A 21,844-nucleotide genomic window follows, 5' to 3' on the forward strand; every position below is an offset into this window, starting at 1 on the left:
TTAAATACTCGCGTGCTCCTCGGCATAAGAGCCTTGGCGGTCATTCCCGCTGATGTTCTGGCTGTTCGGCCAGTGCATCTTCATCCAATCCACCCGAGGAGGAGTCCAGATGGAACACATCAGCCTCTCCGCTGAGCTGGGGGAAATTCGTTACGCCATCGAGGGCGCCCACTGGATCGCGGACAGCATCGCCATGGAACCGCGGTGCGGGCCTCCTCGGAGCGCGAGCTCCGCCGCTCCTCGCGCCCAAACCGGCTGGCTCCTTTTCCCGCGCTTCTTCGTGTTCAGCGACATTGAATGACCTGGAGGTCCGCCATGTTCCGAGAGGCTCGCGGAGGCCAGTTGGGGCAGCTCCGGCGTAGTTGTGTCCTGTACGTGGAGCCATGAACCCACCGTCGCGGCGACTGGATCAAGACATGCAATTGCTACCGCGCAGCTTGGATGGAGGAAATCGGCCCGGAATCGGACCGACTGGATGATGGAAAGGGGGCCCGGGTCGTGGTGCGCCCCATCACCTGGCGGTTCGGGTCAGAGCCTGACGGCCGAAGTAGTTGGGGCGCAGGAGGGCGGAGCTGAAATGGCATGAAGCCGTCCCCGATGTACCGGCGAGGGCGGGGGAAGAAAAACAGGTACAGGCCCCATGGCCCGGGGAGGCGATGGAGAAGCAGACAGCAGGCCGTCAGCAGCTGGTGCGCAGTCGGGTGGGAGTGGACAGGTGAGAAAAGGCCCTCTCCATGTAGGTCCTACCCTTACGGTTGGCACCGCGCCCGCCAGCGGGCACACTGCGCGCCGCCTGAACGTGCGAGCAGGAGGCGGTCTCCTCCCGTGCTCGTCGCGGACACAGGAGGGGATCGCACGGATGCGCCTGCTGCACACTTCGGACTGGCACCTGGGGCACACGCTGTACGACACCTCGCGCGAGGCCGAGCACGCCGCGTTCCTCGAGTGGTTGCTCGACACCCTCGAGGCGCAGAAGGTGGACGCGCTGCTGGTGGCCGGCGACATCTTCGACACCGCCAACCCCAGCGCCGAGGCCCAGGCCTCCTGGTACCGCTTCGTCGCCCAGGCCCGAATCCGCTGCCCCAAGCTGGACGTCGTCGTGATCGGCGGCAACCACGACTCGGCGGCGCGGCTGGATGCGCCGGATCCACTCTTCTCCGCGCTCGACGTGCGGGTGGTGGGCGGGCTGCCCAGGGCGCGGGGCTCGGTGGACCTGGAACGTCTGCTGGTGCCGCTGAAGAACGCCCAGGGCAAGGTGGGCGCGTGGGTGGCGGCCGTGCCCTACCTGCGGCCCGCGGATCTCCCTCTCGTCTCGGAGGAGGCGGGGGACAGGCTCGTCGCGGGCGTGCGCTCCGTGTACGCCGAGGTGCTGGAGGGGGCTCGCTCCAAGCGCAAGCCGGGCCAGGCGCTCGTCGCCATGGGCCACTGCTACATGGTGGGCACCGAGCTGTCCGTGCTCAGCGAGCGCAAGATTCTCGGGGGCAACCAGCACGCGCTCCCGGTGGACCTCTTCCCCGAGGACGTGGCGTACGCGGCGCTCGGGCACCTGCACAAGGCGCAGCGCGTGGGCGGGCGCGAGGGCGTGCGCTACAGCGGCTCGCCCCTGCCCCTGTCCCTCTCCGAGGCCAGCTACGCGCACCAGGTGCTGCTGGTGGAGCTCGAGGGCGAGCAGCTCTCCTCCGTGAGGCCGCTGCACGTGCCTCGCCGCGTGGAAATCGAGCGCGTGCCCAAGCGTGACGCGGCCACGCTGGATGACGTGGTGACGATGTTGGAGGCCCTGCCCGAGCTGGAGCCGGAGACGCCCGACTGGCGCCGCCCCTACCTGGAGGTGTGCGTCGCGCTGCCCCGCCCCGAGCCCGCGCTGCGCCGCCGCGTGGAGGCCGCGCTCGAGGGCAAGGCCGCGCGTCTGGTGAAGCTCACCCCCGCCTATACTGGCAGCGGCAACACGCTCGCGGATGCCGGGCCGGGACTCTCCCTCAAGGAGCGCACCCCCGAGGACGTCTTCCGCGCCCGCTACGCGCGCGACTACACCGAGCCGCTCGATCCGACGCTGCTCGAGGCCTTCCACTCGCTGCTCACCCAGGTGCAGGAGGACGCGTCATGAGGATCCTCTCCATCCGAGGCCGCAACCTGACGAGCCTCGCGGGCGACTTCTCCCTGAACCTGGATCAGCCGCCGCTCGACAAGCTGGGGCTGTTCGCCATCACCGGCGCCACGGGCGCGGGCAAGAGCACGCTGCTGGACGCTTTGTGCCTGGCCCTCTTCGACCGTACGCCCCGGCTGGGCGAGCGCGGCGGTGTTCCGGTGGGGCGCCCCGAGGAGGACGAGGACGCGCGGCTGATGGCCAACGACGTGCGCGGCGTGCTGCGCCGGGGCGCGGCCGAGGGCTTCGCCGAGGTGGACTTCCTGGGCAAGGACGGCCGGCGCTACCGCGCGCGCTGGTCCGTGTGGCGGGCGCGCAACCGCGCCGAGGGCCGCTTCCGCCCCCAGGAGATGACCCTCACCGACGTGGGCTCCCAGCAGCAGTTCGGACGCACCAAGTCCGAGGTGCTCAAGGCGATTGAAGAGCGGCTGGGCCTGTCCTTCGACCAGTTCCGGCGCTCGGCGCTACTGGCGCAGGGCGAGTTCGCCGCCTTCCTGCGCGCGGATGCCAACGAGCGCGCGGAGCTGCTGGAGCGGATGACGGGGACGGAGGTGTACAGCCGCGTGTCCATGGCCGCGCACCAGCGCCACAAGGAGGTGCAGGAGGAGCTGGCGAAGCTGGCGCAAGGCGTGGCGGCCATTCCCCGGCTGCCAGACGAGGAGCGCGCGGTGGTGGAGGCGCAGCGCTCTCGCGAGGAGGCGGCGCTGGCCGAGGCCCAGGCGGCGCAGGTGAAGGCGGAGCAGTCGCTCCAGTGGTACACGGAGCGGGCGCGGCTGGTGGCGCTGGAGGCCGAGGCGGAGCAGGCACGTCAGCGCGCGGCCCAGGCGCTGGAGGCCGCGGAGCCTCGGAAGGCGGAGCTGGAGCGGGTGCGCGCGGCGGAGGTGCTGCGGGCCCCGCTGAACCGGGTGGACGAGGCCTCGCGGAGGCGGGCGGAGGCGGAAGCGGCGCTCGCGGCGCGGCGCGCGGAGGCGGAAGCGGCACGGGCCCTGGCGCTGGTGCGCGAGGAGGCGCGGGCGAAGGCGGAGGCGCGGCGGACCGCGGCGGAGGCGGCGGAGGCGGTCGCGCGCCCGGCTCTGGAGGAGGCGCTGAAGCTGGACGCGGAGCTGGAGCGGGCGCGGCTCGATGAGCAGAAGGCCGCGCGCGAGCTGGAGGCCGCCCGCGAGTCCGAGCGGGTGGCCCAGGAGGCGCTGGCGCGGGTGGTCCGGGAAGAGGAGGCCGATCGCGCGGAGGAGAAGGCGGCGGAGGCGTGGCTCGGTGAGAACAAGCGCCTGGAGGCGATGGCTCGCGAGTGGCCCCGGTGGGATGCGGAGCTCACCCGCTACGGCCGCGCGGCGCAGGACGAGACCAGGGCGCGCGAGTCACTCGCGCAGGTGCGGTCCCGGGATGGAGCGCTGCGCGCGGAGGCCGAGCGCCGGGGCGAGGAGCAGCGCAAGGCGCAAGAGGCCCTGGAGGCCGCGAAGGCCCGTGTGGCCAGTGCCGAGGCCGCGCAGGGCAGGGAGGCCGGTGCGGAACGGCGGGCTCGCCGGGTGGAGCTGCAGTCCCGGCAGGAGGGGCTGCGGGCGTTGACGGATGCGCGCGGGAGCGCGAGCGAGGCGGCCCGGGCGGAGCAGGAAGCCGCCGAGGAGGCTGGGAAGGCTCGCGCCGAGCATGCGTCCTCGACGGCCGAGGCCGAGGCCGCGAAGGTGGGCCGTCTGGAGCGGGAGGCCGCGCTGAAGGAGGCTCGCCGGGCGTTCGCCGAGGCGCGGGCGACGTTGGACCTCGCGGAGCACCGTGCGGAGCTGCGGGCGGGCCAGCCCTGTCCGCTCTGTGGTGCCACCGAGCACCCCTACCGCCAGCCGGGCACCGCGCTGGAGGGGCTCGCCACCAGGGCGCGGGCGCGGGTGGAGGAGCTGGAAGCAGAGGCCGCGGGGATGACCCGGGCGGAAGCCGAGGCCAGTGCGCGGGCTACTGCCGCGGCCTCTCGTGCGGCGCAGGCGGAGGCCCGGAAGGAAGCCGCGGCGCAGCGGCGTGCCCAGCAGCGCACGGCCTGGAGCCACTCCCGGGCGAAGCTCGTGGGGACGTTGCCCCCGGAGGACGTGGAGGCGGAGGGCCTCGAGGCCTGGTTGGAGGCGGCACTCGCGGAGGTGAAGACGCTGCAGGCCCAGCTGAATGCCGAGGAGGAAGCGGCGGAGAAGCAGGAGCGTGTGGTGAAGGAGGCCCGCCTCGCGCTCACCGCCGCGCTCGAGCGCCAGGAGGTGGTGGAGAAGGCCGCGCGTGAGGCCGGGGAAGCGCTGCGCCAGAATACCGAGGCCGAGTCCGCCGCCGCGCGCGAGGTGGAGCAGGCCGCGCGCATCCGCCAGGAGGTGCTGGAGGTTCTGGGGATTCCCTTCAAGGAGCTGCCGCGCTGGCAGGAGTCGCTGTCCGCGAAGCCGGGCGACTTCCGTGCACACTGCGCGAAGCGGGTGGCGGAGTGGAATACCCGCGAGCAGGCATTGAAGGACGCCCAGGCGCGCGTGGCGCGGGCCAGGGACAAGCGCGCGCCGGCGGAGGCCGTTGCCGAGGTGAAGCGCACCCAGGCCGCGAGCTGTGCCCAGGAGCTCTCCCGGGCTCAGGAGGCGCTGCGGGAGAAGCAGGCCGCGCGTGGGGCGGTGCTCGGCGGGCGTCCCACCGCCGAGGTGCGTGACGGGCTCGAACGGGAGCTGCAGGAGGCGTCCCAGGCCTACGAGTCCGTCCGCGCCGACGCCGAGAAGGCGAAGCAGGATGCCGCCACCGCGGCTGCGCGTGCCCAGGACGCGGCGCAGGCTCATGTGTCCGCGGACACCGCCAGGGCCGAGGCCGAGGCGGCGCTCTCGGCGCTGCTATCGGCGCGAAGTCTCACGCTGGAGGCCGCGCGTCTCCTGCTCGCGAGGGATGCCGCCTGGTGCGAGGCCGAGGAGCGTGCGCTGTCCGCGCTCCATCAGGCACATGAGCACGCGCTGGCCGTGTTGACGGAGCGCCAGTCCCAGCGCGCCCGGCACGAGTCGTCCGGGCTCCCGTCCATCGCCGAGGCGGAGGCCGCCGCCGTATGCGAGCGGGCCCGCGCGGACACCGAGGCCCGGCGTCAGTCCACCGCCTCGTTGAAGGCCCGGCTCGACCAGGACGACGAGGCCCGCCGCCGCCACGGTGAGCAGGCCCGGCTCCTCGAGGAGAAGCAGCGCGCGAGCGGCGTGTGGCGCACCCTCAGCGAGCTCATCGGCTCGCACGACGGCAGGAAGTTCAAGGTGTTCGCCCAGAGCCTCACCCTGGACGCGCTCCTGCACTACGCCAACGCGCACCTCGAGGAGCTGGCCCCGCGCTACCGCCTCATGCGCGTGCCGAAGTACGACCTCGACCTCCAGGTGGTGGACCGGGACATGGGCGACGAGGTTCGCGGTGTCTCCAGCCTCTCGGGTGGGGAGAGCTTCCTCGTGTCTCTGGCCCTGGCCCTGGGGCTCGCCTCGCTCTCCTCGGAGACGACGCAGGTGGAGACGCTCTTCATCGACGAGGGCTTCGGCACGTTGGATCCGGAGACCCTGGAGATGGCCCTGGCCACGCTCGACGCGCTCCAGGCCACCGGCCGGCAGGTGGGCATCATCTCCCACGTGTCCGGGCTCGCCGAGCGCATCGGCGTGCAGGTGCGCGTGGTGAAGCAGGGCGCCGGACGCAGCCGGCTCGTCGTCATGGGCGAGCCGGGACTCCTCGGCGCCTCGGTGCCCGATGTGCGGCCCGCGGCCTCGGTGGGGTAGCGCGTCAGCTCGCTGGCGAGCCGGCCAGGCTCGCCAGGTAGCGATCCAACGTCTCGGCGAAGCGGGTGTCGTCGTTGAGGAAGGCGAGCCCCACGCCTCCCTTGTAAGGGTCATCCACCACGTGCACCACCAGCGCGTCTCCCTGCAGGCGCTCGCCGTTGGGCAGCTTCACCTGGACCGTCACCACGCTGTCCACGGGCGGGCGGTGCGCCGTCCTCACGAAGAGGCCCCCGTTGGAGATGTTCGTCGCGTGCTCGCGCACGAAGTCCAGCTCCGTGCGGAACTCCATCTCCAGCTTCACCGCGAAGCGGCGCCCCCGGCGGTGCGTGTCGAAGGTCTCGTAGGCCGGGGTGCCCGGCTTGGGGGGCTCTTCCGCCGAGGGTGCTTCCGGGGGGGCTGGCTCCGGGCTCGGGGCGGGGGCCTGGGCGTTGCTGGCCGCTGTGTCGAAGTAGGCGATGCGGACGGAGGCGGGGCCCTGGGGCGGCCCATCCGGAATGGGCTCGCGGACGGCGAGCTGCTGCAGGTGCCCGTGCAGCACGATGGCCGCGGCCTCGAAGTCCTCCAACTCGTGGATGTCCGGTCCGGTGAGCGCGCGGGCGCGGAACGCATCTCGCTCCGCCTTGGGCAGGCGCCACAGCTCCACGAGGATGCCGCCGCTCTCCTGGACCTCCTCCGTCAGGGCCTCCACCGCCGAGCGCGGGTAGCTGGGCACCTCCACCTTCAACTCCAGGGTGGCTTCTACGTCCCGTAAAGCCACGACGATGCCAGGCGGCCTCGGCGAGGGCAGCAACGCCCCCAGCCCCTCCACCAGAGCTCTGACCCGCTCTGCACGGGCCGAGCCATTCCACAACGCCGCGAGACCGAACACTGGCACGTCGACGGAGGATAGCCGAGGCGGCGCTCGGGTGGGTCAATCATCGTGCATTTCCCGCCATTGAACGCTCCGCGAGCAGGCGAGCACGGGACGTGGGGTCTCCAGAGGCGCTCCGTGCGGCGCTGGTCAATCCGGAGAGGTGGCACCCGGTACGCGAGGGCAGGTTCCAGGAAACCCACCTGGGCAATAGGGGAGCGCGTCTCCAGCTTCGCGGGCCGTTGTCACACCCCCTCCCCCGAGGCAGATCATGCGTGTCCCTTTCCGAGTCCTCCCGGCCGCGCTGCTCGTGGCCGCGCTCGCTACGGGCTGTGGTCCAGACAAGGCGGGCACCGACCCCGCGCAACCCGGTGGGGGTGGGCAGAGCGAGGAGCCCTCCAACGGAAACCCGACCCCGGCGGAGCCACCGCCCCCCGTGGAGGATCCCTTCGCGGATCCTCCGGGCCCCAGTCATCCCGACAACCGGGCGCTCGACTCCGACTGCGATGGCCTGACGGACGCGGAGGAGTGGGGCAACGTCTATCCGGGAGGCCTGATGACGGATCCGGGCCGGTGGGACTCGGACGGGGATGGTCTCCGCGATGGGCTCGAGGCGGGCCGTACCACCTCCCTCAACGCGGATCCGGAGTGCAAGCGGCTCTTCCGCGCGGACGCGGAGCCCTCGAGCCGGACGAACCCGGGCAACGCGGACACGGATGGGGATGGGCTGAAGGACGGTGAGGAGGATCGCAACCGCAACGGCAAGGTGGAGCCGGGCGAGACGGATCCGATCAACCGGGACACGGATGGAGACGGCCTGCTGGATGGCGAGGAGGACGGAAACAAGAACGGCCAGGTGGACCCCGGCGAGACGGATCCTCGCAAGCGGGACTCGGACGGAGATGGCCTCTCGGATTCGGTCGAGTTGAGCACCACCCACACGGATCCGCTCGACGCGGACACGGATGGGGATTCCTGCCGGGATGGTGCCGAGGACATCAACGGCAACGGTGTGAAGAACCCGGGGGAGACGGATCCTCGGGACGGCTCCGACTGCGGCGCGGGCGGCCTCCCGGACACCGATGGCGATGGAGTGCCGGACACCGTCGAGGACGTCAATCACAACGGCGCGAAGGATGGGTCCGAGACGGACTGGCGCAACGCGGACACGGACGGAGACGGGCTGAAGGACGGCACGGAGGATCGCAATCACAACGGCGTGGTGGACTCCGGCGAGACCGACCCGCGCGTGAAGGACTCGGACTGTGACGGCCTGCTCGATGGCGCGGATCAGGGGGCCTTCAAGGGCGAGGACACGAACGGCAACGGCGTGCGCGACCCGGGGGAGACGGATCCGGCCCGCAGGGACACGGATGGTGACGGCCTGTTGGATGGCGTGGAGCGCGGCATCCCCGCGGGCTCGGCGCCCCTCACCACCTGTGGCTATCCCGGCGACGCGGATCCCGGCACCACCACGGATCCGGGCAACGCCGACTCCGACGGGGATGGCATCGCCGATGGTGCCGAGGACTCGAACCAGAACGGCCGCAAGGACCCGGGCGAGTTGGATCCTCGCACTGGGAGCGACGGGGCCAGCAGCACGCCCGCCGGCCAGGCCTGCGCGGCGCGGAACCTGCGGCAGGTCATCTTCAAGGAAGACAGTGGTGGGGACATCCGCCTGGCGCTCCGGCCCGAGTTCCAGGAGGTGAAGCAGCTCGTCGTGGGCGGCAAGAGCCGGGGCTTCGTGGGCTACGACGACACGCACAAGGTGGCCTTCATCGCCTACAAGCGCGCGCAGGCGGGCAGCTCGACGACGGTGGTGGGCGACGAGCTGTTCGTTCGCGGCCAGTTCTCCCCGTCTGTGACGGCGGGCACCACCCAGACGTTCACCACCTGGGACGGCCACCCCGCGCTGCAGGCCTTCTATGACCAGGGCGCGACCACCAACCTGCGGGACTACACCAACGCGGTGGCCAACGCGCTCGTCGGCTCGGGGGCCGGAGTGCTCTCGGGCGGCGCGGCCGTGAACGGGCCGTACAAGCTCCAGGCGCAGTACGTCCATCGCTCCAACGCGAGCGTGCTGGTGGTGCTGGCCATCACCCCCAAGGCGCGCTTCGTGGAACCTGGAATCTTCACCGTGGGGGACACGGCGGGCGGCACGGCGCTGGCCCAGTTCGGTGACGCGGACGCGGTGCAGTGCGAGACCTTCACCGCGGGCAACGGCATGGTGGACTTCCTCTTCGTGGTGGACGACAGCGGCTCCATGCAGACGTCCCAGAGCGCGGTGGCCGACGCCGCCGCGGCCGTGGCCAACCGGCTGGGCAACTCGCAGCTCGACTGGCGCATCGCCATGGTGACCTCGACCTATACGCAGACGGGCTATGGCCTCCCCAACGCCGGGGTGTTCCGTGGCTTCACCCGGAACATCGACCAGTTCAAGGCGTGGTTGCAGCAGGGCGCGCCGTGCCCCGACCCCAGCCAGTACTGCTGGGTGGGCATCGACGGCTCCAGCGAGGAGCGCACCCTGGAGAGCGCGAGGGCGGCGGTGGACCTCATGACCCAGGCGAGCACCCCCGCGGCCAGGAAGTACCGTCCGGGTGCCCGGCTGGTGATCATCCTCCTCACCGACGTGCGCGACCAGCCGGACACCCCGCCGGTCAGCACGTACATCGACTACTTCAAGGGCACCAACCCCATCGGCCAGCTCATCCAGATGCACGGCATCATCTGCGACCCGGCCGGCGGCGAGTGCTACCCGAGCGAGCCCGTCCATGACCCCCGGCACCTGGACGTCATCCAGGCCACCGGCGGTGTCGTGGGCAGCATCCGCAGCACCGCGTCCATCCAGAATACCATCAACACCATCGTGGACAGCGTGATTGCCTCCACGGGCTACCGCACGCTCAAGCCGCCCATCGGCGCGTCGGTGCGCGTGGCGATGGAGGCGGTGCAGGACCCTTCGCGGTGCACGGCGAGCGATCTGCCACGCAGCCGGACGAACGGCTTCGACGTGGACGGAGTCAGCCGGGCGTTGTCCTTCTACGGTGCGTGCCGTCCGGCCGCGGCGGGGACGACGAAGGCCGCTGTCTCCTACCGGTACTGGAGCGACCTCACGCTCAACAAGGATGGCAACCCGCCGCCCTGCTCGACGGACACCGGCTACTACGACGGAAGCGAGCCGGACTTCTGCCAGGGCAACCTCACGTGCAACCGGCAGACGAACCGGTGTGAGTGCCCGTCGGACTGTGGCGGTGGCGGCTCGCCGGGCGAGGTGTGTGATTCCCGCAGGGACGTATGCGACTTCACCTGCACGTCGGACTGCGGAGGCTCGTGCGGCAGCTTCCAGATGTGCAACACGTCCACGTGCGCCTGCCAGTGCGTGGCGTCCGCGACCTGCGCTCCTGGCTTCAAGTTCGACCCGGCGGCCTGCGCCTGCGTCTGTGACACGGCGGCGCTCGAGTGTGGTCCCACCTACCGGGCCGATGCCGATGCCTGTGCCTGCGTCTGCCGGGACAACTGCGGCTCCTGCCCGTCGCTCACGGAGTGCAACATGAGCACCTGTACCTGTGAGCCGATGCTGAACTGAAAGAGCACGCGACGGCCTGGCTCTCTGACATGGCCCGGATCCTCCCCTGACTCTCGTCAGGGGAGAAGTGCCGGGAGGTGTTACTGCACCTGCACCTGGAAGCTGGTGGAGCCCAGCTCGCTGCCATCCGAGCCCAAGACCCGGGCCGTCCAGGCGCCGGTGTCACCCGCGCGGAATGTCCGGTAGGCGTGCGTGCGGTACGACGCGCGGGGGACCTTCAGCTCCGTCTTGGAGACCTCCTTGCCGTCCTTGGACCAGACGATGGTCACGGTCCCGGGCTCCACGTCGGTGACCTTCGTGGCGGCGTAGATGCGGGTGTTCGGGGCGACCGTGAAGCTGTCGGACGCGCCGGTGACTTCGTACTTCTCGATGCCGGTGCCGACCTTCACGTCGGCCGAGCCGGCGGCGAAGGCGGTGGTGGTGAGCAGCAGGGCGGGCAGCACGTACTTCAGCCAGGAATGCCTGGACATGGTGTCTCCTCCGGTGAGGGACACCTACGCTAGTCCATCTCCCTGACGCGTCGCACTGTCACGGGTCTGTGTCCCACGCACCTGCGCGAGCAGCTCGTGGTGCGCGGGGATGGCCAGGAACGAGTGCCGGAGCTGCCTGTCGTGGAGCCTCTTCGCGCTCTCCTGGATCTGCCGGTGGGCCGTTTCCAGGACCCATTGCGCACGGGAATCATCTTGAGCGCGAAGCACCTGGAAGCACGTCAGCCAGATCTGGAAGGGATCCTCCACGCCATGGAGGGTGACGCGTTGCAGGTGGGAGAGGATTTCCTCGGCGTACCCGAGCGCCTCCTGCCGGGCACCGGTCGCCAGCGCGACGGCGGCCAGGCCCGCGACGGACTCCATCTCCAGGTGTGGCATGCGCGCCTCCACGCGGATCCTCCGGGCCTGCTGGTAGGCCTCCCGGGCCTCGGGGAAGCGCCGCAGGGTGGCCAGCGCGTGGCCCCTGCTCATCCACGCATAGCCCTGGTACCGGGCGCTGCCGATCTCCTGACCGATGCGCAGGCCCTGCTCGGCGAGCTCGAGCGCGGCGGGGGCGTCTCCCAGGTGGTAGTGGATGAGCGCCAGGTTGCAGATGTCCGTGCACTCCCAGAACCGGTAGCCGATGACCCGGCTGAACTGGAGGGTCTGCTCGATAGCCTCCCTGGCTCCGGCGAAGTCGCCCAGGCTCTTGCGCACGTAGCCCAGGTGCCGGAGGGCCGAGAACTCCAGCCAGCGGTCTCCGATCGACCGGCAGAAGGGGAGCACCCGCTGGATATAGGAGAGGCTCCCCTCCACGTCTCCCATCTCGTGGATGACCGCGCTCAGGTTGAGCAGACTCTCCACCTCCAGCTGGGCGAGCCGCGCCGATTCGGCGAGCATCAGGCTCCGCTCGAGGTGGTTGCGGGCGCTCGCGAAGTCACCCTGGTGGTGCCGCAGCATCCGCGCCCACCGCAGGTGGCCGAGTGCCTCGCTGCCGATGTCTCCCACCTCCTGGGCCAGCAGGATGGCCCTGCGCACCGCCTCCTCTCCCACCGCGAACTCACCGACCTCCGAGGCGTAGAGGGCGCGGCGCAGGGCCGCCTCGATCTGCCGCCGCTCGTCGCCCAGCCTCCTGGCCAGTGACTCCATCGTCTCGAGATCCATCTGCTGTGCCTGCCGCTCGCCCTGGACGGCGTGGATCTTCTCTCGGGCCGCGACGATGGCGTAACGCTCGGGGAGGTCCGTCTCGGGCGTCAGCGCCAGGGCCCGCTCCAGGAACGAGCGCGCCTCCGCGTTGGCGAACAGGGACAGGGCCTCCTCTCCCGCCCGTCGCAGGTAGACGGCCGCCCGGACTCCCTGCCCGGACGCCTCCAGGTGGTCGGCGATCAGCCCGAGGTGCTCCCGGGAGCGCTCGCCTCCTCGCGCGAGCAGCCACTCGGCCACGCGTCCATGGAAGGCACGCCGCTCGCGCTTGAGCACGGTGTCGTAGGCCACCTCGCGGACGATGGCGTGCTTGAAGATGTACTCGCGCGTGCCGGCGAAGGCGGGGGTGGATTGCTCGAAGATGAGCTCCCGCTCCTGGAGCGCGGCCAGGGCCTCGTGGAGCTTGACGGGGAGATCCTCGTTCCGGCCCATCCCCGCGAGCGCCTCGTCCCAGAAGATGCGTCCCACCACCGAGGCCCGCTGGAGGATCTCCCGCTCGTGGAGGGGCAGGCTGTCCAGCCGGGCCTGGAGGACGCCGCTCAACGTCGGGGGCACCCGGAGCGAGGTCAACCGGTGCGGCTCGACGCGCCAGCGCTCGCCGTCCGCGAGGATGACGCCCTCCTCGAGCAGCATCTGGATGAGCTCCTCGAGGTAGAACGGATTGCCCTCGGCGCGGGAGACCACGAGCTCGTGGAGGACGGGGGGAATGGCCTCCACCTTGCGCAGCAGCTCCGCCACGAGCCGGTGGCTGTCCTCCAGGGAGAGCGGCCGGAGCTCGAGCCTCACGTGAGAGGGCGCGAGCGCCCATTCCGGCCGCCGCTCGAAGAACTCCGGCCGCGCGGTGCTCACCACGAGGAGCCGCTCCGGTGCCAGCGTCTGCAGCAGCCGCTCCAGGAGATCGAGCGCGCTGTCATCGGCCCAGTGGACGTCCTCGAGGAAGAGGACCATGGGCTCGCGGCCCAGCAGGGCGCGGAAGTATTCGCTGAGCGAGGCGAGGCCGCGGGCGCGCAGGCTCTGCTCGTCCGTCGACGAGCCCTTCAAGTGGGGGCTGTCGCTGAAGTCGAAGCCGATGAGGGAGCCGGCGAGATGGGCGTGCAGGCGGCTCGAGTCCTCGGGGCCGAGCGCATCGAGGAAGCTCTCCTCCAACCGGGCACGCACCACGCCGGGCACATCGCTCTCCTGCACCTGCAGGTGGAAGGAGAACAAATCCCTGAGCAGGGCGTTGGGATGTCTGCGCATCTCCGGGCTGGCGCGGCCTCGCAGACACCGGGGCGGAGAGGGGAGCGACTCGAGCCAGGTCTCGAACTCCCCGAGCAGTCGCGACTTGCCGATGCCGGCCTCGCCGGTGAGGGTGATGCGCTGGCAGCCGCCTCCGGAGAGTGTCGTGGACAGGGCGGAGCGCAGGTGGTGCAACTCCTCCTCGCGTCCCACGAGCCGGGCCCAGATGCCCTCCAGGCCGCGTCCCTGCCGGAGGAAGGCGCGGGGCCGGGCCGCCGTCACCCGGTACACGTGGAGCGGCTCCTGCTTGCCCTTGAGCTTGAGGGGGGCGAGGGGCTCGGCCTCGAAGGCCCCGCTCACCTGGCGGTACGTGCCGTGCGAGATGAGGATGCCGCCCTCGGGCGCGGCCTGCTCCAGGCGGCTGGCCGTATTGACGGTGTCGCCCATCACCGTGAGCTCACCGAGTGTCCCCACCACGCCCAGGAGGACGGGGCCCGTGTGGATGCCGATGCGCATGCGCAGGACTCCCGAGGGCACGGCCTGGAAGGAGGCGAGCTGGGCCTGGATGTCCAGGGCGGCGTGGAGGGCCTGCTCCGCGTCGTCCTCGCGCGCGCCATCCGAGCCCCAGAGCGCCATCACGGCATCGCCGATGTGTTTGTCGATGCGCCCCCCGTGCCGGACGATGGCCGCGTCCACGCGCTCCCAGAGGCGGTTCATCAGCTCGCTGACGTCCTCGGGATCCATCCGCTCGCTCAGGGCGGTGAAGCCGCACAGGTCACCGAAGAGCACCGTGACATGCCGGCGCTCGAGGGGAACGCGGGAGGCCAGGGCCGCGAGCCGTGCGCGCAAGGCCGCCAGCGCGGCCTCGGTGGCCTCGTGGCCCAGCGTGGGACGCTGAGCCTCCAGCAGGGCCATGGCCTGCTCCAGCAGGTCCCTTTCGTTCCTCATCGTCCTCTCGGCGTCGTCCGGGGTTGAACCTATCCCACATGACGGGACGCTTGACACACCACGTTAGGAGGGACGCTCGGTTGGCTTCAACCCACGGGGAGTGAGGGTCGCGAGGAGCCTCAACGCCCCGGTTTCAGGCCCGAGGGGGCCGAGTCCGTGCGGAAGACGGGGTAGAGGTTGAGGCGCGTGTCGTGGGCGGGGTGGCGCTCGGCGAAGAAGCGCAGGCGGGCGCGCGGGTTGGAGGCGAACTCCTTGTCCTTCAACTTCTCCTCCCAGGCGGCCTTCACGGCGGGGTCCTTCGCCAGCAGCTCGCGCGCGAAGGGCTCCACCACGTAGTCCTCGACGTACTCCTTCTGCTCGAAGTGGTTGTTGAAGAAGCCCCAGGCGAGCAGCGAGTCCGGTCCGAGCGGCTCGAAGAGGTGGGCGAGCAGGTGGGCGCTCTTCTGCGCGGCCGGTACGTAGAGCGTCCCCGCGGGCAGCGGCTGCTTCTCCTTCTTCCATTCGCCCTTCACCGAGAGGAGCTGATGGCCCTCGAAGGAGCCGGGGCGCGGCCTGGCCTCGGTGGCGCGGAACACCTCCACGTCGGCCGCGGGCACCCCCTGGCCGAGCCGCTGGAAGCGCAGGCCGTGCGCGGTGAGCTTCTCCGCCACCCAGGCCGCGTGCGCCGGAGGGACCAGGTAGCCACCGGCGGGCAGCGTGGCGGTGAGGACCGGCCGCGGCTCGTCGTAGTAGGGAATGGTCCACACCTGCGGCTTCGTGTCGTCGTAGCGGATCCAGAGCTGCTGGGTGAGCTCGGAGGGCGTGCGCTCGTAGGCGTAGCCGCGGAAGGCGATGGGGTGGTTCTTCTCCGTGTTGTCCCAGAGGAGCACGACCTCGCGAGCCTTGCCGGACTCGGCCTCGGCGTCCGCCGCCTTCCGGGCCGCCTGCAGCGCCGCCCCATCCCGGCCGACGAGCCGCAGCAGTCCCTCGAGCACGTGGCGCGTGGTGGCCACGCGGTGCGCGTAGGGCTTCCACGAGTGCGTCTCCACCAGGACGCCATAGCGCCGGTTCACCGCCCAGTACGGGTGGCTGAAGCGCGGAGGCGCCACGCCGTAGTTCACGCCCGAGGTGGGGTCATCGTTCTCCCGGAAGGACGGGTAGAAGGGGAGGGGCAGGTGGCCCTTGGACTCCAGCTCGGTGAAGAGCTCCTCGCGCAGCTTCGTGCCCAGGGCCTGCATCGTCTCCGGGCCCGTCTTCTGCGGTTCCATCTGCACGCTCACGTCGTGCTCGAATTTGGCGCCATCCGTGACGTGCAGGTCCACGTAGAAGAGCGGATCCCACGCGTGCAGCAGCTTGAGCAGCGCCACCATCTCCGGGGCGTCCGCCTTCACGTAGTCGCGGTTGAGGTTGTAGTTCTGCGCGGTGACGCGCCAGCCCATCTCCTCGGGGCCCACCTGGTTGGGGCGGTTGTTGGGGCCGAAGCGCTCGTGGCCATCCACGTTGAAGACGGGCACGAAGACGGCCGTCACCTGCTTCAGCACGCCCGGGAGCGCCTTGCCGTCGAGCAGGTCTCGCAGCATCCAGAAGCCGGCGTCCTTGCCATCGATTTCACCGGCGTGGATGCCCCCCTGGAAGAAGACGACGGGGCGGTTCTTCTTCGCGGCCGAGGCGGGAGTGAGGGTTCCATCCGCGCTGGCCACGAGCACGAGCATGGGGCGGCCCTCGGGCGTGGTGCCGAAGGTCTCGCAGCGCACCTTTCCGGGGTAGCGCTTGGGGAAGGCGGCGCACAGGGACTCCACCTCCGCGTAGCGGCCGGTGCGAGTCCAGCCGCTCTGCTCGGAGACGGTGGTGAGGGGAGCCTGTTGGAGCGTCAGGGCGAGGAGTACGGGCAGGAGCATGGCACCCGCCTACTGAGCACACCGCCCGCCCCCGCTCAACCCCGATGAAGCGCGGCGTGACGGACGGTGAGGCTCTCGCCGACGGCGAGCACGTCTTCGTTACACACTCTCAGGCGTACCTGAGTGCTCTCCCGTGTCGGCGTTCCGCTCCGGCTCCTGGGTGGTAACGGGCAAGGGATGGAGCGCGCGGTGGTTGATGATGCGGTGGTAGATGGCGACGTGGTACTTGCCCGAGATCAAGACGAACGCATTCCTTGGCGGCTCGGGCTGGCTCTGGAGCCATGCGTCCGCCTCCTCGCGTGTGCTGAATGAAGCCACCGGGGCCGTGGGGCCGCTGCGCGCGAGGTCCGCGAGGTAGTAATCGATGACGGGGAGCTTGATGAGGCTGCGGATGTCCGACTCCCTGCGATGAGCGACGAGGTGGTATTCATCCGCGACCAGCACGTGTGCTCCATGTGGAGGCTCGGGGTGATTCCTGAGCCAGACGTCCGCTTCCTCGCGTGTCTTGAACGAAGCCACCGCGTAGGGCGGGTCCTCCCTGCCGAGCTGGAGATAATCTTCGAACGAATGGATTCTGCCGGTCTCCGATATGTACATGAGCGCCGCGGCGGCGCTCCTGAAGAGTTCCTTTTCCGCGGGAGATTGAGTGTTGTTGAGGGTCCGGCCAAGAAGGCCCTGGACGTCATGAAGAAGCTTGTCGATGTTCATGGAGGGAGCCACTCACGAGGCGACGAGGAGAACGGGAGCGAGCATGACGGCTCCCGCCCCTGCGGAAACCACGGCAAAGGCCACTCCCGCTATGACGACGGTGGTTCCCACCAGGAGCGTTTCGCGGTTGCGCTTCAACCAGTCGACTGCGGCATCAATCGCCGAAAACTCCTGGGGACGGAGTTTCTCCAGTTCCTTGCAGTCCAGGTAGGGAGGCAGGCACTGCTTGTTGCAGTAATCCGCGCGTCCGCTGAGCCCGCGGTTGTACTCGTATTGGTTGTACTCCGGGGGAACGGGATGTTTCATGCACTCCCTGTGGCAATCCACGAATTCCTGGTCACAGTCGCGTTGACTGGCTGAGACGAGCAGGATGCGTCCGGGTGCGCCGAGGGGAGTTGCTCGGTGCCCATAAGGTGAACCCGCCTTATTCACGAGAGGTGCAGGAGGATGACCGGAAAAGGAGGGTGACGCGCCTGACCTCCCGAGTGGTAGAGGGGTGTTGTTCAGACATCCACCACCACAAGGCAGGAGGCGCGTCATGGGTGAAATCCTCAACGACTTCGGGCTGGAGTTCAACGGCTCCGTGAAGCTGGAGGCGAGGGCGGAGCGGTTGACGTCGGAGGCAGGTGCGGTGCTGCTGAGGGAGGTGGACGAGCGGTTGGGGCTGACGCGCTGGCTGGGGGAGATGTTGACGGACACGCGAGACGAGAAGCGGATAACCCACTCGCTGAGGGAGTTGGTGCGCACGGACCTTCTGCTGTTGGGGCAAGGGTGGAGAGACCACGACGACGCGGACGCGCTCAGGAGGGACGCGGCGTTGAGGTTGGCGGTGTCGGACAGCAAGAGCAGCGTGCCGCTGAGGGGGAAAGAGGGGGGAGCGGAGGGGTTGGCCTCACAGCCCACCTTGTCGCGGCTGACGGCCATGTTGGCGCGAGAGGAAAACCGGAAGGTGCTGCACGAGGCGCTGGTGTGGCAGACGGGGCGGAGGCTGAGGGCGCAGCAGCCCAAGGGCCAGAAGCTCAAGCAGGTGACGGTGGACGTGGACGGGTTGCCGGTGGAGGTGCATGGGCACCAGGAGGGCAGCGCGTACAACGGGCACTACGGAGTACGCATGTACCACCCGATTGTCGCCAGTCTGGCCGAGACGGGAGACCTGCTGGACGTGAGGTTGCGCGAGGGAAACGTGCACAGCGCCAATGGAGCGCTGGAATTCATCGACGAGTTGCTGGGGCGAGTGGAGAAGGAGGTGTGTGAGGTGGCGGCGGTGCGCTTCGACGCGGGCTTTCCCGAGGAGAAGCTGCTGGCGAAGCTGGAGGAGCGAGGCACGCCCTACGTGGCGCGCGTGCGCAACACCAGCGTGTTGCAGCGGGAGGCGGCGCTGCCGCGCTTCATGAATTCGGGAGTGCCGCAGGGGGAGCCGGGCACCCACCTGTACGAATGGGAGTACCAGGCGCAGGGCTGGAGCCGTGCGCGGCGCGTGGTGTTGGTAGTGCTGGAGAGGAAGGACGAGCTCTTCCCGCACGCCTTCTGGCTGGTGACGAGCTGGAGCAAGGAGCAGATGCCGGCACAGGCGCTGCTGGAGCACTACCGCCAACGCGGCACGGCGGAGGGCCACTTCGGAGAGCTCATGGACGTGCTGGCCCCGGCGCTCTCCTCGGCCAGACGGCCCAAGTCCAAGTACCGGGGGCAGCCGCCCGTCCAGCGCGCGGTGTCCATCGACGCCTTCGCCAACAACGAGGTACGCCTGTTGCTCAATGCCCTGGCCTACAACCTGGTGCACGCCGCGCGCGTGCTGATGGAGCAGGCCACGGGCGAGGGCTGGGGCTGCTCCGTGTGCGCGAGCGGGTGCTCAAAGTAGCCGCGCGGGTGCTGTTACACGCCAGAAGAGTGGTGCTGGTCATTGGCCGGGAGTCGGCCAGCCTCTGGCAGAAGCTGTGGACGAAGCTGGGCTCGCTGAGCACAGCGCACATCACGTAGCTGCCTGGAGTCAATTGCAGCTCACGTGTCGCACTCTCCCCACTCCCCTCTCCATCTCCTCCTGCTTGCTACCCGCTGCCCCGGGGCGGGCTTCCTCTGCCTTGTGCCCGATAACTCAACCCAACGCGCTCGACCTCAGCCTTCATGCATGTCTTGAGCCAGTCGTCGCGAATATGGTGGGGTGAAAGCTCCTCCTTTCTTTTTCGCGCGCTGCCAGTCGTGAGTGACCTGACCGTCAGGCAACTCCTGGATGATGAGTACGAAGCCAGGGAGCGCTTCGGTACTGACAGAAGCCGTGTGGCGGGCAGCGCTACAAGAGACGAGCAGTATGCCAAGGCCCGCGGCAATGAGTCTTGCTGGAGTCATGCTCACGTGTGACGGACGGTGAGGCTCTCGCCGACGGCGAGCACGTGGAGCGGCTCGCGAGGCAGTGCGCGGCGGTTCCACTCGGCGTCCAGCCGCTGGGGCGGCTCGTCGAGGGGCTCGTCGGTGAGCTTGAATGTGCCCCAGTGCATGGCGAGGAAGCGCCGGGCCCCGAGGTCCTCATAGGCCTGCACCGCCTGCTCGGGGTTCATGTGCTGCTTCTTCATGAACCACTCCGGATCATAGGCGCCAATGGGCAGCATCGCCGCGTCCAGCCCGGGGAAGCGCCGGCCGATCTCCTTGAAGCCCTCGAAGTACGCGGTGTCGCCCGAGTGGTAGACGCGCGCGCTGGAGCCCTCCACCACGAAGCCGCCCCAGAGCGTCTCGTTGGCGTCCTTGAGGCCGCGGCGGCTCCAGTGCTGGGCAGGGACGAAGTGCACCGTCACCGCGCCCACCTTCGTGGAGCCCCACCAGTCCAGCTCGGTGACGGGCGGTGCGCCTCGGGGGAAGTAGCGCGCCATGCTCAACCCGGTGATGACGGGCGCGCCCACCTGGCGCACGGTGGGCATGTCCAGGTGGTCGAAGTGGTTGTGGGACACCAGCGTGGCGGCGATGGGGGGCAGCTTCTCCATCGTCACGCCCGGCTCCACGTTGCGGCGGATGAAGCCGGTGATGGTGTCGCGCAACACCGGGTCGATGAGCAGCGACACGCCGTCGAGCTGCACCAACCAGCTCGCGTGGCCCAGCCAGGTGAGGCGCGCGCCCTCGCCAGGGGCGGGCGGGTTCGCCAGCGCGGCGAGGTCCGGCTCCACGCGGCGCATGGGGGCCTTGTCCGGGCTCTTGCGGCGCCTGCCGGCCAGCTTGTCCCCCACGGCCCACTTGAAGACATTGGCGAAGGGCTGCGGGCCGCTGCCATCCAGGTTCTTGAAGCGCAACGGCATGTGGGGCTCTCCCTCGGGCCCGGGCGAAGGGGTGGGCCCGGCCCTGTCATGTTCCGGAGCCCCACATAGATGCAAGGAGCATGTGGGAACGCGTTTGCTCACACAGGGCACGGGAGGACTGTCCGGTGTGAACAACGCGGGAATGAATTCTTTCCATTGCTCAGCAGATGAGAGGCTCGCCTGAGGCCTTCCAGCGGGGAGGCCAGTACACCGTCGTCGCCTCCAATGGAGTGGGTGGGCGCCTGGGCGCGTCGCCGCTGGACCGTGCGACCTTCACCGGATTCGGTCCGCTCGTGAGCCGCTTCCAGGACGGGCCGGTGCAGGTGGACCCGTTCGCCGATGGAGTCGCCTCCACCTCCGTCGTCTCCTACCGCGGGCGGCTGTACCTGGGCACCGACGCCCAGGGTACGCGCGCGGTGGGCATGGACCTGGATGGCCTCCGGCCCGATGACCTGGACTTCCGCTTCCGCAAGGACACCCAGAAGCTCGCCGGCTCGAGCAGCTCCAACACCGCCGGCTCGCTCTTCCCGTCCATCGGCTTCGCGGGCTGCCAGGCCAACATGTTCCAGTGCGGCCCGGACAACGAGGACGGTCGCGCGCTCTTCGCCTCCGGCTCCCTCGATGGCTCCGAGTGGCTGATGATCGGCGGCACTCGAAGCTCGGGTGGGCTCGATTACGTGTACCTGTCCCGTGATGACGACGCGACGCTGGACATGAAGTACGTGGACCTGAGCCAGGCGCTGGACTCGACGTCGGTCCGGAGCTTCTCCGCCATGGGCTTCCTCGAGGGGCGCGCGTACCTGGGCATGCCCTCCCGTGACGGGTCGCGCCGGCCCGAGCTCCTCGCGCTCCTGCGTGCTCCGGCGGCGAATGTCAGGGGCCTGGAGGCCCGGGGCAACGGCATCAAGGGTGGAGCGTGCAATCCCTCGGCGCATGACGTGTGCAACCTGTCCGCGCACCGGATGCCGGGCATCGGCGCGGCGGGCTCTCCCGCCAACCCGGCGCGCACGGTGGGCATCGACTTCGTCGGCGAGCTCAACGGCAGGCTCTACCTGGGCAACAACGGAGGACTCGTCCGCGCCACCGTCTCGCAGCCGCTCGACTACGAGAGCTCGCCCTCGCACTGGGTGTCCATCACCCCGAGCGCGCCCGAGTACCTCGCCAGGGAGTCCATCACCACCGACAAGACCGTGGACCTGGAGCCGTCCGACCGGGCCTGGTCGCGGATGGTCGTCTTCGAGGGCCACGTGTACCTGGGCCGCAACACCACCGAGGGCCCTCAGCTGTGGCGGTGCGAGCCCGTCCGGGTCTCCGGTCCGGCGCCAGCCACCGCCGAGGACTGCGACGCGGGGGACTGGGTGCTCGTCGCCGCCAACGGCCAGGGGGACGCGCGGCTCAGCCAGTTCGACAACCCGAACAACACCCGGCTGACGCTGCTGACCGTCAACCGCGGCCACCTGTACGTGGGCTTCGACAACGCGGTGGAGGGCGTGGTCGTGTACCGCTCGGCGGTGGCGCCCTCGAGCCGCTCGGACTTCACGGGCCAGGGCGGGTGCTCGGCGGCCATGGCGGGCTGCGCGGGCCTCGGGGGCAATGGCTTCGGCCAGCCCTGGCTCCACACGCGGTTCGGGGATGCCACCTCCGTGGGCTCGGAGGAGCAGGGGGTCCTCTATGTCCCGGTGAGCGGAGGCCCGGGGACGCCCGTGCGTCTCTACCGGCAGCGGGACTGAGGCCGTTCGCACCCGCACCGGCCAGGGAAACGGCCCGCGCTTCTTTCCCTGGCTGTTTTCTTCGCGAGTCCCTCCGGCCGGGTTGAATAT

General features: G+C 69.9%; 14 protein-coding genes. 7 read left to right on the top strand and 7 right to left on the bottom strand.

The annotated features are described in order from the left end of the window. Positions 1-109: 109 nt before the first annotated feature. The 3 genes from JQX13_RS22755 to JQX13_RS22765 all read left to right on the top strand — a co-directional run bounded on the left by JQX13_RS22755 (position 110) and on the right by JQX13_RS22765 (position 5,886). Entirely contained in the window at positions 110-301 is a 192-nt protein-coding gene (locus tag JQX13_RS22755; RefSeq protein ID WP_203411022.1) for a hypothetical protein, read from the top strand. Positions 302-859: 558 nt separating this feature from the next. After that, a complete protein-coding gene (locus JQX13_RS22760; RefSeq protein ID WP_203411023.1) occupies positions 860-2,104 on the top strand; it encodes an exonuclease SbcCD subunit D C-terminal domain-containing protein in 1,245 nt (414 codons plus the stop codon). Continuing rightward, positions 2,101-5,886: an AAA family ATPase gene (locus JQX13_RS22765; RefSeq protein ID WP_203411024.1), complete on the top strand. Its 3,786-nt coding sequence runs from the start codon at positions 2,101-2,103 to the stop codon at positions 5,884-5,886. Before JQX13_RS22760 ends, JQX13_RS22765 begins: the two co-directional genes overlap by 4 nt. Positions 5,887-5,890: 4 nt before the next feature. Here the strand turns inward: JQX13_RS22765 and JQX13_RS22770 are convergent, their stop codons facing one another. Next, on the bottom strand, positions 5,891-6,694 hold the full coding sequence (locus JQX13_RS22770) for a TIGR02266 family protein (RefSeq protein WP_430384186.1): 804 nt from the start codon (positions 6,692-6,694) through the stop codon (positions 5,891-5,893). Between the two features lie 313 nt (positions 6,695-7,007). Between JQX13_RS22770 and cglD the strand changes: the two genes are divergently transcribed. Then, positions 7,008-10,322: an adventurous gliding motility lipoprotein CglD gene (gene cglD, locus JQX13_RS22775; RefSeq protein ID WP_203411026.1), complete on the top strand. Its 3,315-nt coding sequence runs from the start codon at positions 7,008-7,010 to the stop codon at positions 10,320-10,322. 80 nt (positions 10,323-10,402) lie between these two features. On the opposite strand, the gene JQX13_RS22780 is transcribed toward cglD, so the two are convergent. The 5 genes from JQX13_RS22780 to JQX13_RS54365 all read right to left on the bottom strand — a co-directional run bounded on the left by JQX13_RS22780 (position 10,403) and on the right by JQX13_RS54365 (position 17,049). Further along, entirely contained in the window at positions 10,403-10,792 is a 390-nt protein-coding gene (locus JQX13_RS22780) for a DUF2914 domain-containing protein (RefSeq protein ID WP_203411027.1), read from the bottom strand. A 24-nt stretch (positions 10,793-10,816) separates the two neighbouring features. Beyond that, entirely contained in the window at positions 10,817-14,125 is a 3,309-nt protein-coding gene (locus JQX13_RS22785; protein ID WP_203411028.1) for an ATP-binding protein, read from the bottom strand. 152 nt (positions 14,126-14,277) lie between these two features. Next, the gene (locus JQX13_RS22790; RefSeq protein WP_203411029.1) at positions 14,278-16,035 is read right to left on the bottom strand and encodes a M14 family metallopeptidase; all 1,758 of its coding nucleotides are present in this window, start codon (positions 16,033-16,035) and stop codon (positions 14,278-14,280) included. 99 nt (positions 16,036-16,134) lie between these two features. Beyond that, positions 16,135-16,743 carry a head protein gene (locus JQX13_RS22795; protein WP_203411030.1) on the bottom strand — a complete coding sequence of 203 codons (609 nt, stop codon included), beginning with the start codon at positions 16,741-16,743 and terminating at the stop codon, positions 16,135-16,137. A 12-nt stretch (positions 16,744-16,755) separates the two neighbouring features. Next, positions 16,756-17,049, bottom strand: coding sequence for a hypothetical protein (locus tag JQX13_RS54365; RefSeq protein ID WP_239015033.1), 294 nt, complete (start codon positions 17,047-17,049; stop codon positions 16,756-16,758). A 232-nt stretch (positions 17,050-17,281) separates the two neighbouring features. Between JQX13_RS54365 and JQX13_RS22805 the strand changes: the two genes are divergently transcribed. Both JQX13_RS22805 and JQX13_RS55490 read left to right on the top strand, forming a co-directional pair. Continuing rightward, positions 17,282-18,601, top strand: a complete 1,320-nt coding sequence (locus JQX13_RS22805; protein ID WP_203403922.1) for an IS1380 family transposase — start codon at positions 17,282-17,284, stop codon at positions 18,599-18,601. Continuing rightward, positions 18,589-18,720, top strand: coding sequence for a hypothetical protein (locus JQX13_RS55490; protein ID WP_275424885.1), 132 nt, complete (start codon positions 18,589-18,591; stop codon positions 18,718-18,720). Before JQX13_RS22805 ends, JQX13_RS55490 begins: the two co-directional genes overlap by 13 nt. A 368-nt stretch (positions 18,721-19,088) precedes the next feature. Here JQX13_RS55490 and JQX13_RS22810 read toward each other — a convergent pair whose 3' ends face one another. Then, the gene (locus tag JQX13_RS22810) at positions 19,089-20,024 is read right to left on the bottom strand and encodes an MBL fold metallo-hydrolase (RefSeq protein ID WP_203411031.1); all 936 of its coding nucleotides are present in this window, start codon (positions 20,022-20,024) and stop codon (positions 19,089-19,091) included. Between the two features lie 167 nt (positions 20,025-20,191). On the opposite strand from JQX13_RS22810, the gene JQX13_RS22815 reads away from it, so the two are divergent. Further along, the gene (locus JQX13_RS22815) at positions 20,192-21,754 is read left to right on the top strand and encodes a hypothetical protein (protein ID WP_203411032.1); all 1,563 of its coding nucleotides are present in this window, start codon (positions 20,192-20,194) and stop codon (positions 21,752-21,754) included. Positions 21,755-21,844 lie beyond the last annotated feature (90 nt).

The sequence above is a fragment of the Archangium violaceum genome (assembly GCF_016859125.1).
In the GTDB taxonomy this organism is placed as follows: Bacteria; Myxococcota; Myxococcia; order Myxococcales; family Myxococcaceae; genus Archangium; species Archangium violaceum_A.

Excerpts from the sequence above, each read along its gene's own strand:
- JQX13_RS22785 (WP_203411028.1), bottom strand. The coding sequence starts at position 14,125 with ATGGCCCTGCTGGAGGCTCAGCGTCCCACGCTGGGCCACGAGGCCACC.
- JQX13_RS22815 (WP_203411032.1), top strand. The coding sequence starts at position 20,192 with ATGAGAGGCTCGCCTGAGGCCTTCCAGCGGGGAGGCCAGTACACCGTC.
- JQX13_RS22795 (WP_203411030.1), bottom strand. The coding sequence starts at position 16,743 with ATGAACATCGACAAGCTTCTTCATGACGTCCAGGGCCTTCTTGGCCGG.
- cglD (WP_203411026.1), top strand. The coding sequence starts at position 7,008 with ATGCGTGTCCCTTTCCGAGTCCTCCCGGCCGCGCTGCTCGTGGCCGCG.
- JQX13_RS22755 (WP_203411022.1), top strand. The coding sequence starts at position 110 with ATGGAACACATCAGCCTCTCCGCTGAGCTGGGGGAAATTCGTTACGCC.
- JQX13_RS22805 (WP_203403922.1), top strand. The coding sequence starts at position 17,282 with ATGGGTGAAATCCTCAACGACTTCGGGCTGGAGTTCAACGGCTCCGTG.
- JQX13_RS22780 (WP_203411027.1), bottom strand. The coding sequence starts at position 10,792 with ATGTCCAGGCATTCCTGGCTGAAGTACGTGCTGCCCGCCCTGCTGCTC.
- JQX13_RS22760 (WP_203411023.1), top strand. The coding sequence starts at position 860 with ATGCGCCTGCTGCACACTTCGGACTGGCACCTGGGGCACACGCTGTAC.
- JQX13_RS54365 (WP_239015033.1), bottom strand. The coding sequence starts at position 17,049 with ATGAAACATCCCGTTCCCCCGGAGTACAACCAATACGAGTACAACCGC.
- JQX13_RS22765 (WP_203411024.1), top strand. The coding sequence starts at position 2,101 with ATGAGGATCCTCTCCATCCGAGGCCGCAACCTGACGAGCCTCGCGGGC.
- JQX13_RS22810 (WP_203411031.1), bottom strand. The coding sequence starts at position 20,024 with ATGCCGTTGCGCTTCAAGAACCTGGATGGCAGCGGCCCGCAGCCCTTC.
- JQX13_RS22790 (WP_203411029.1), bottom strand. The coding sequence starts at position 16,035 with ATGCTCCTGCCCGTACTCCTCGCCCTGACGCTCCAACAGGCTCCCCTC.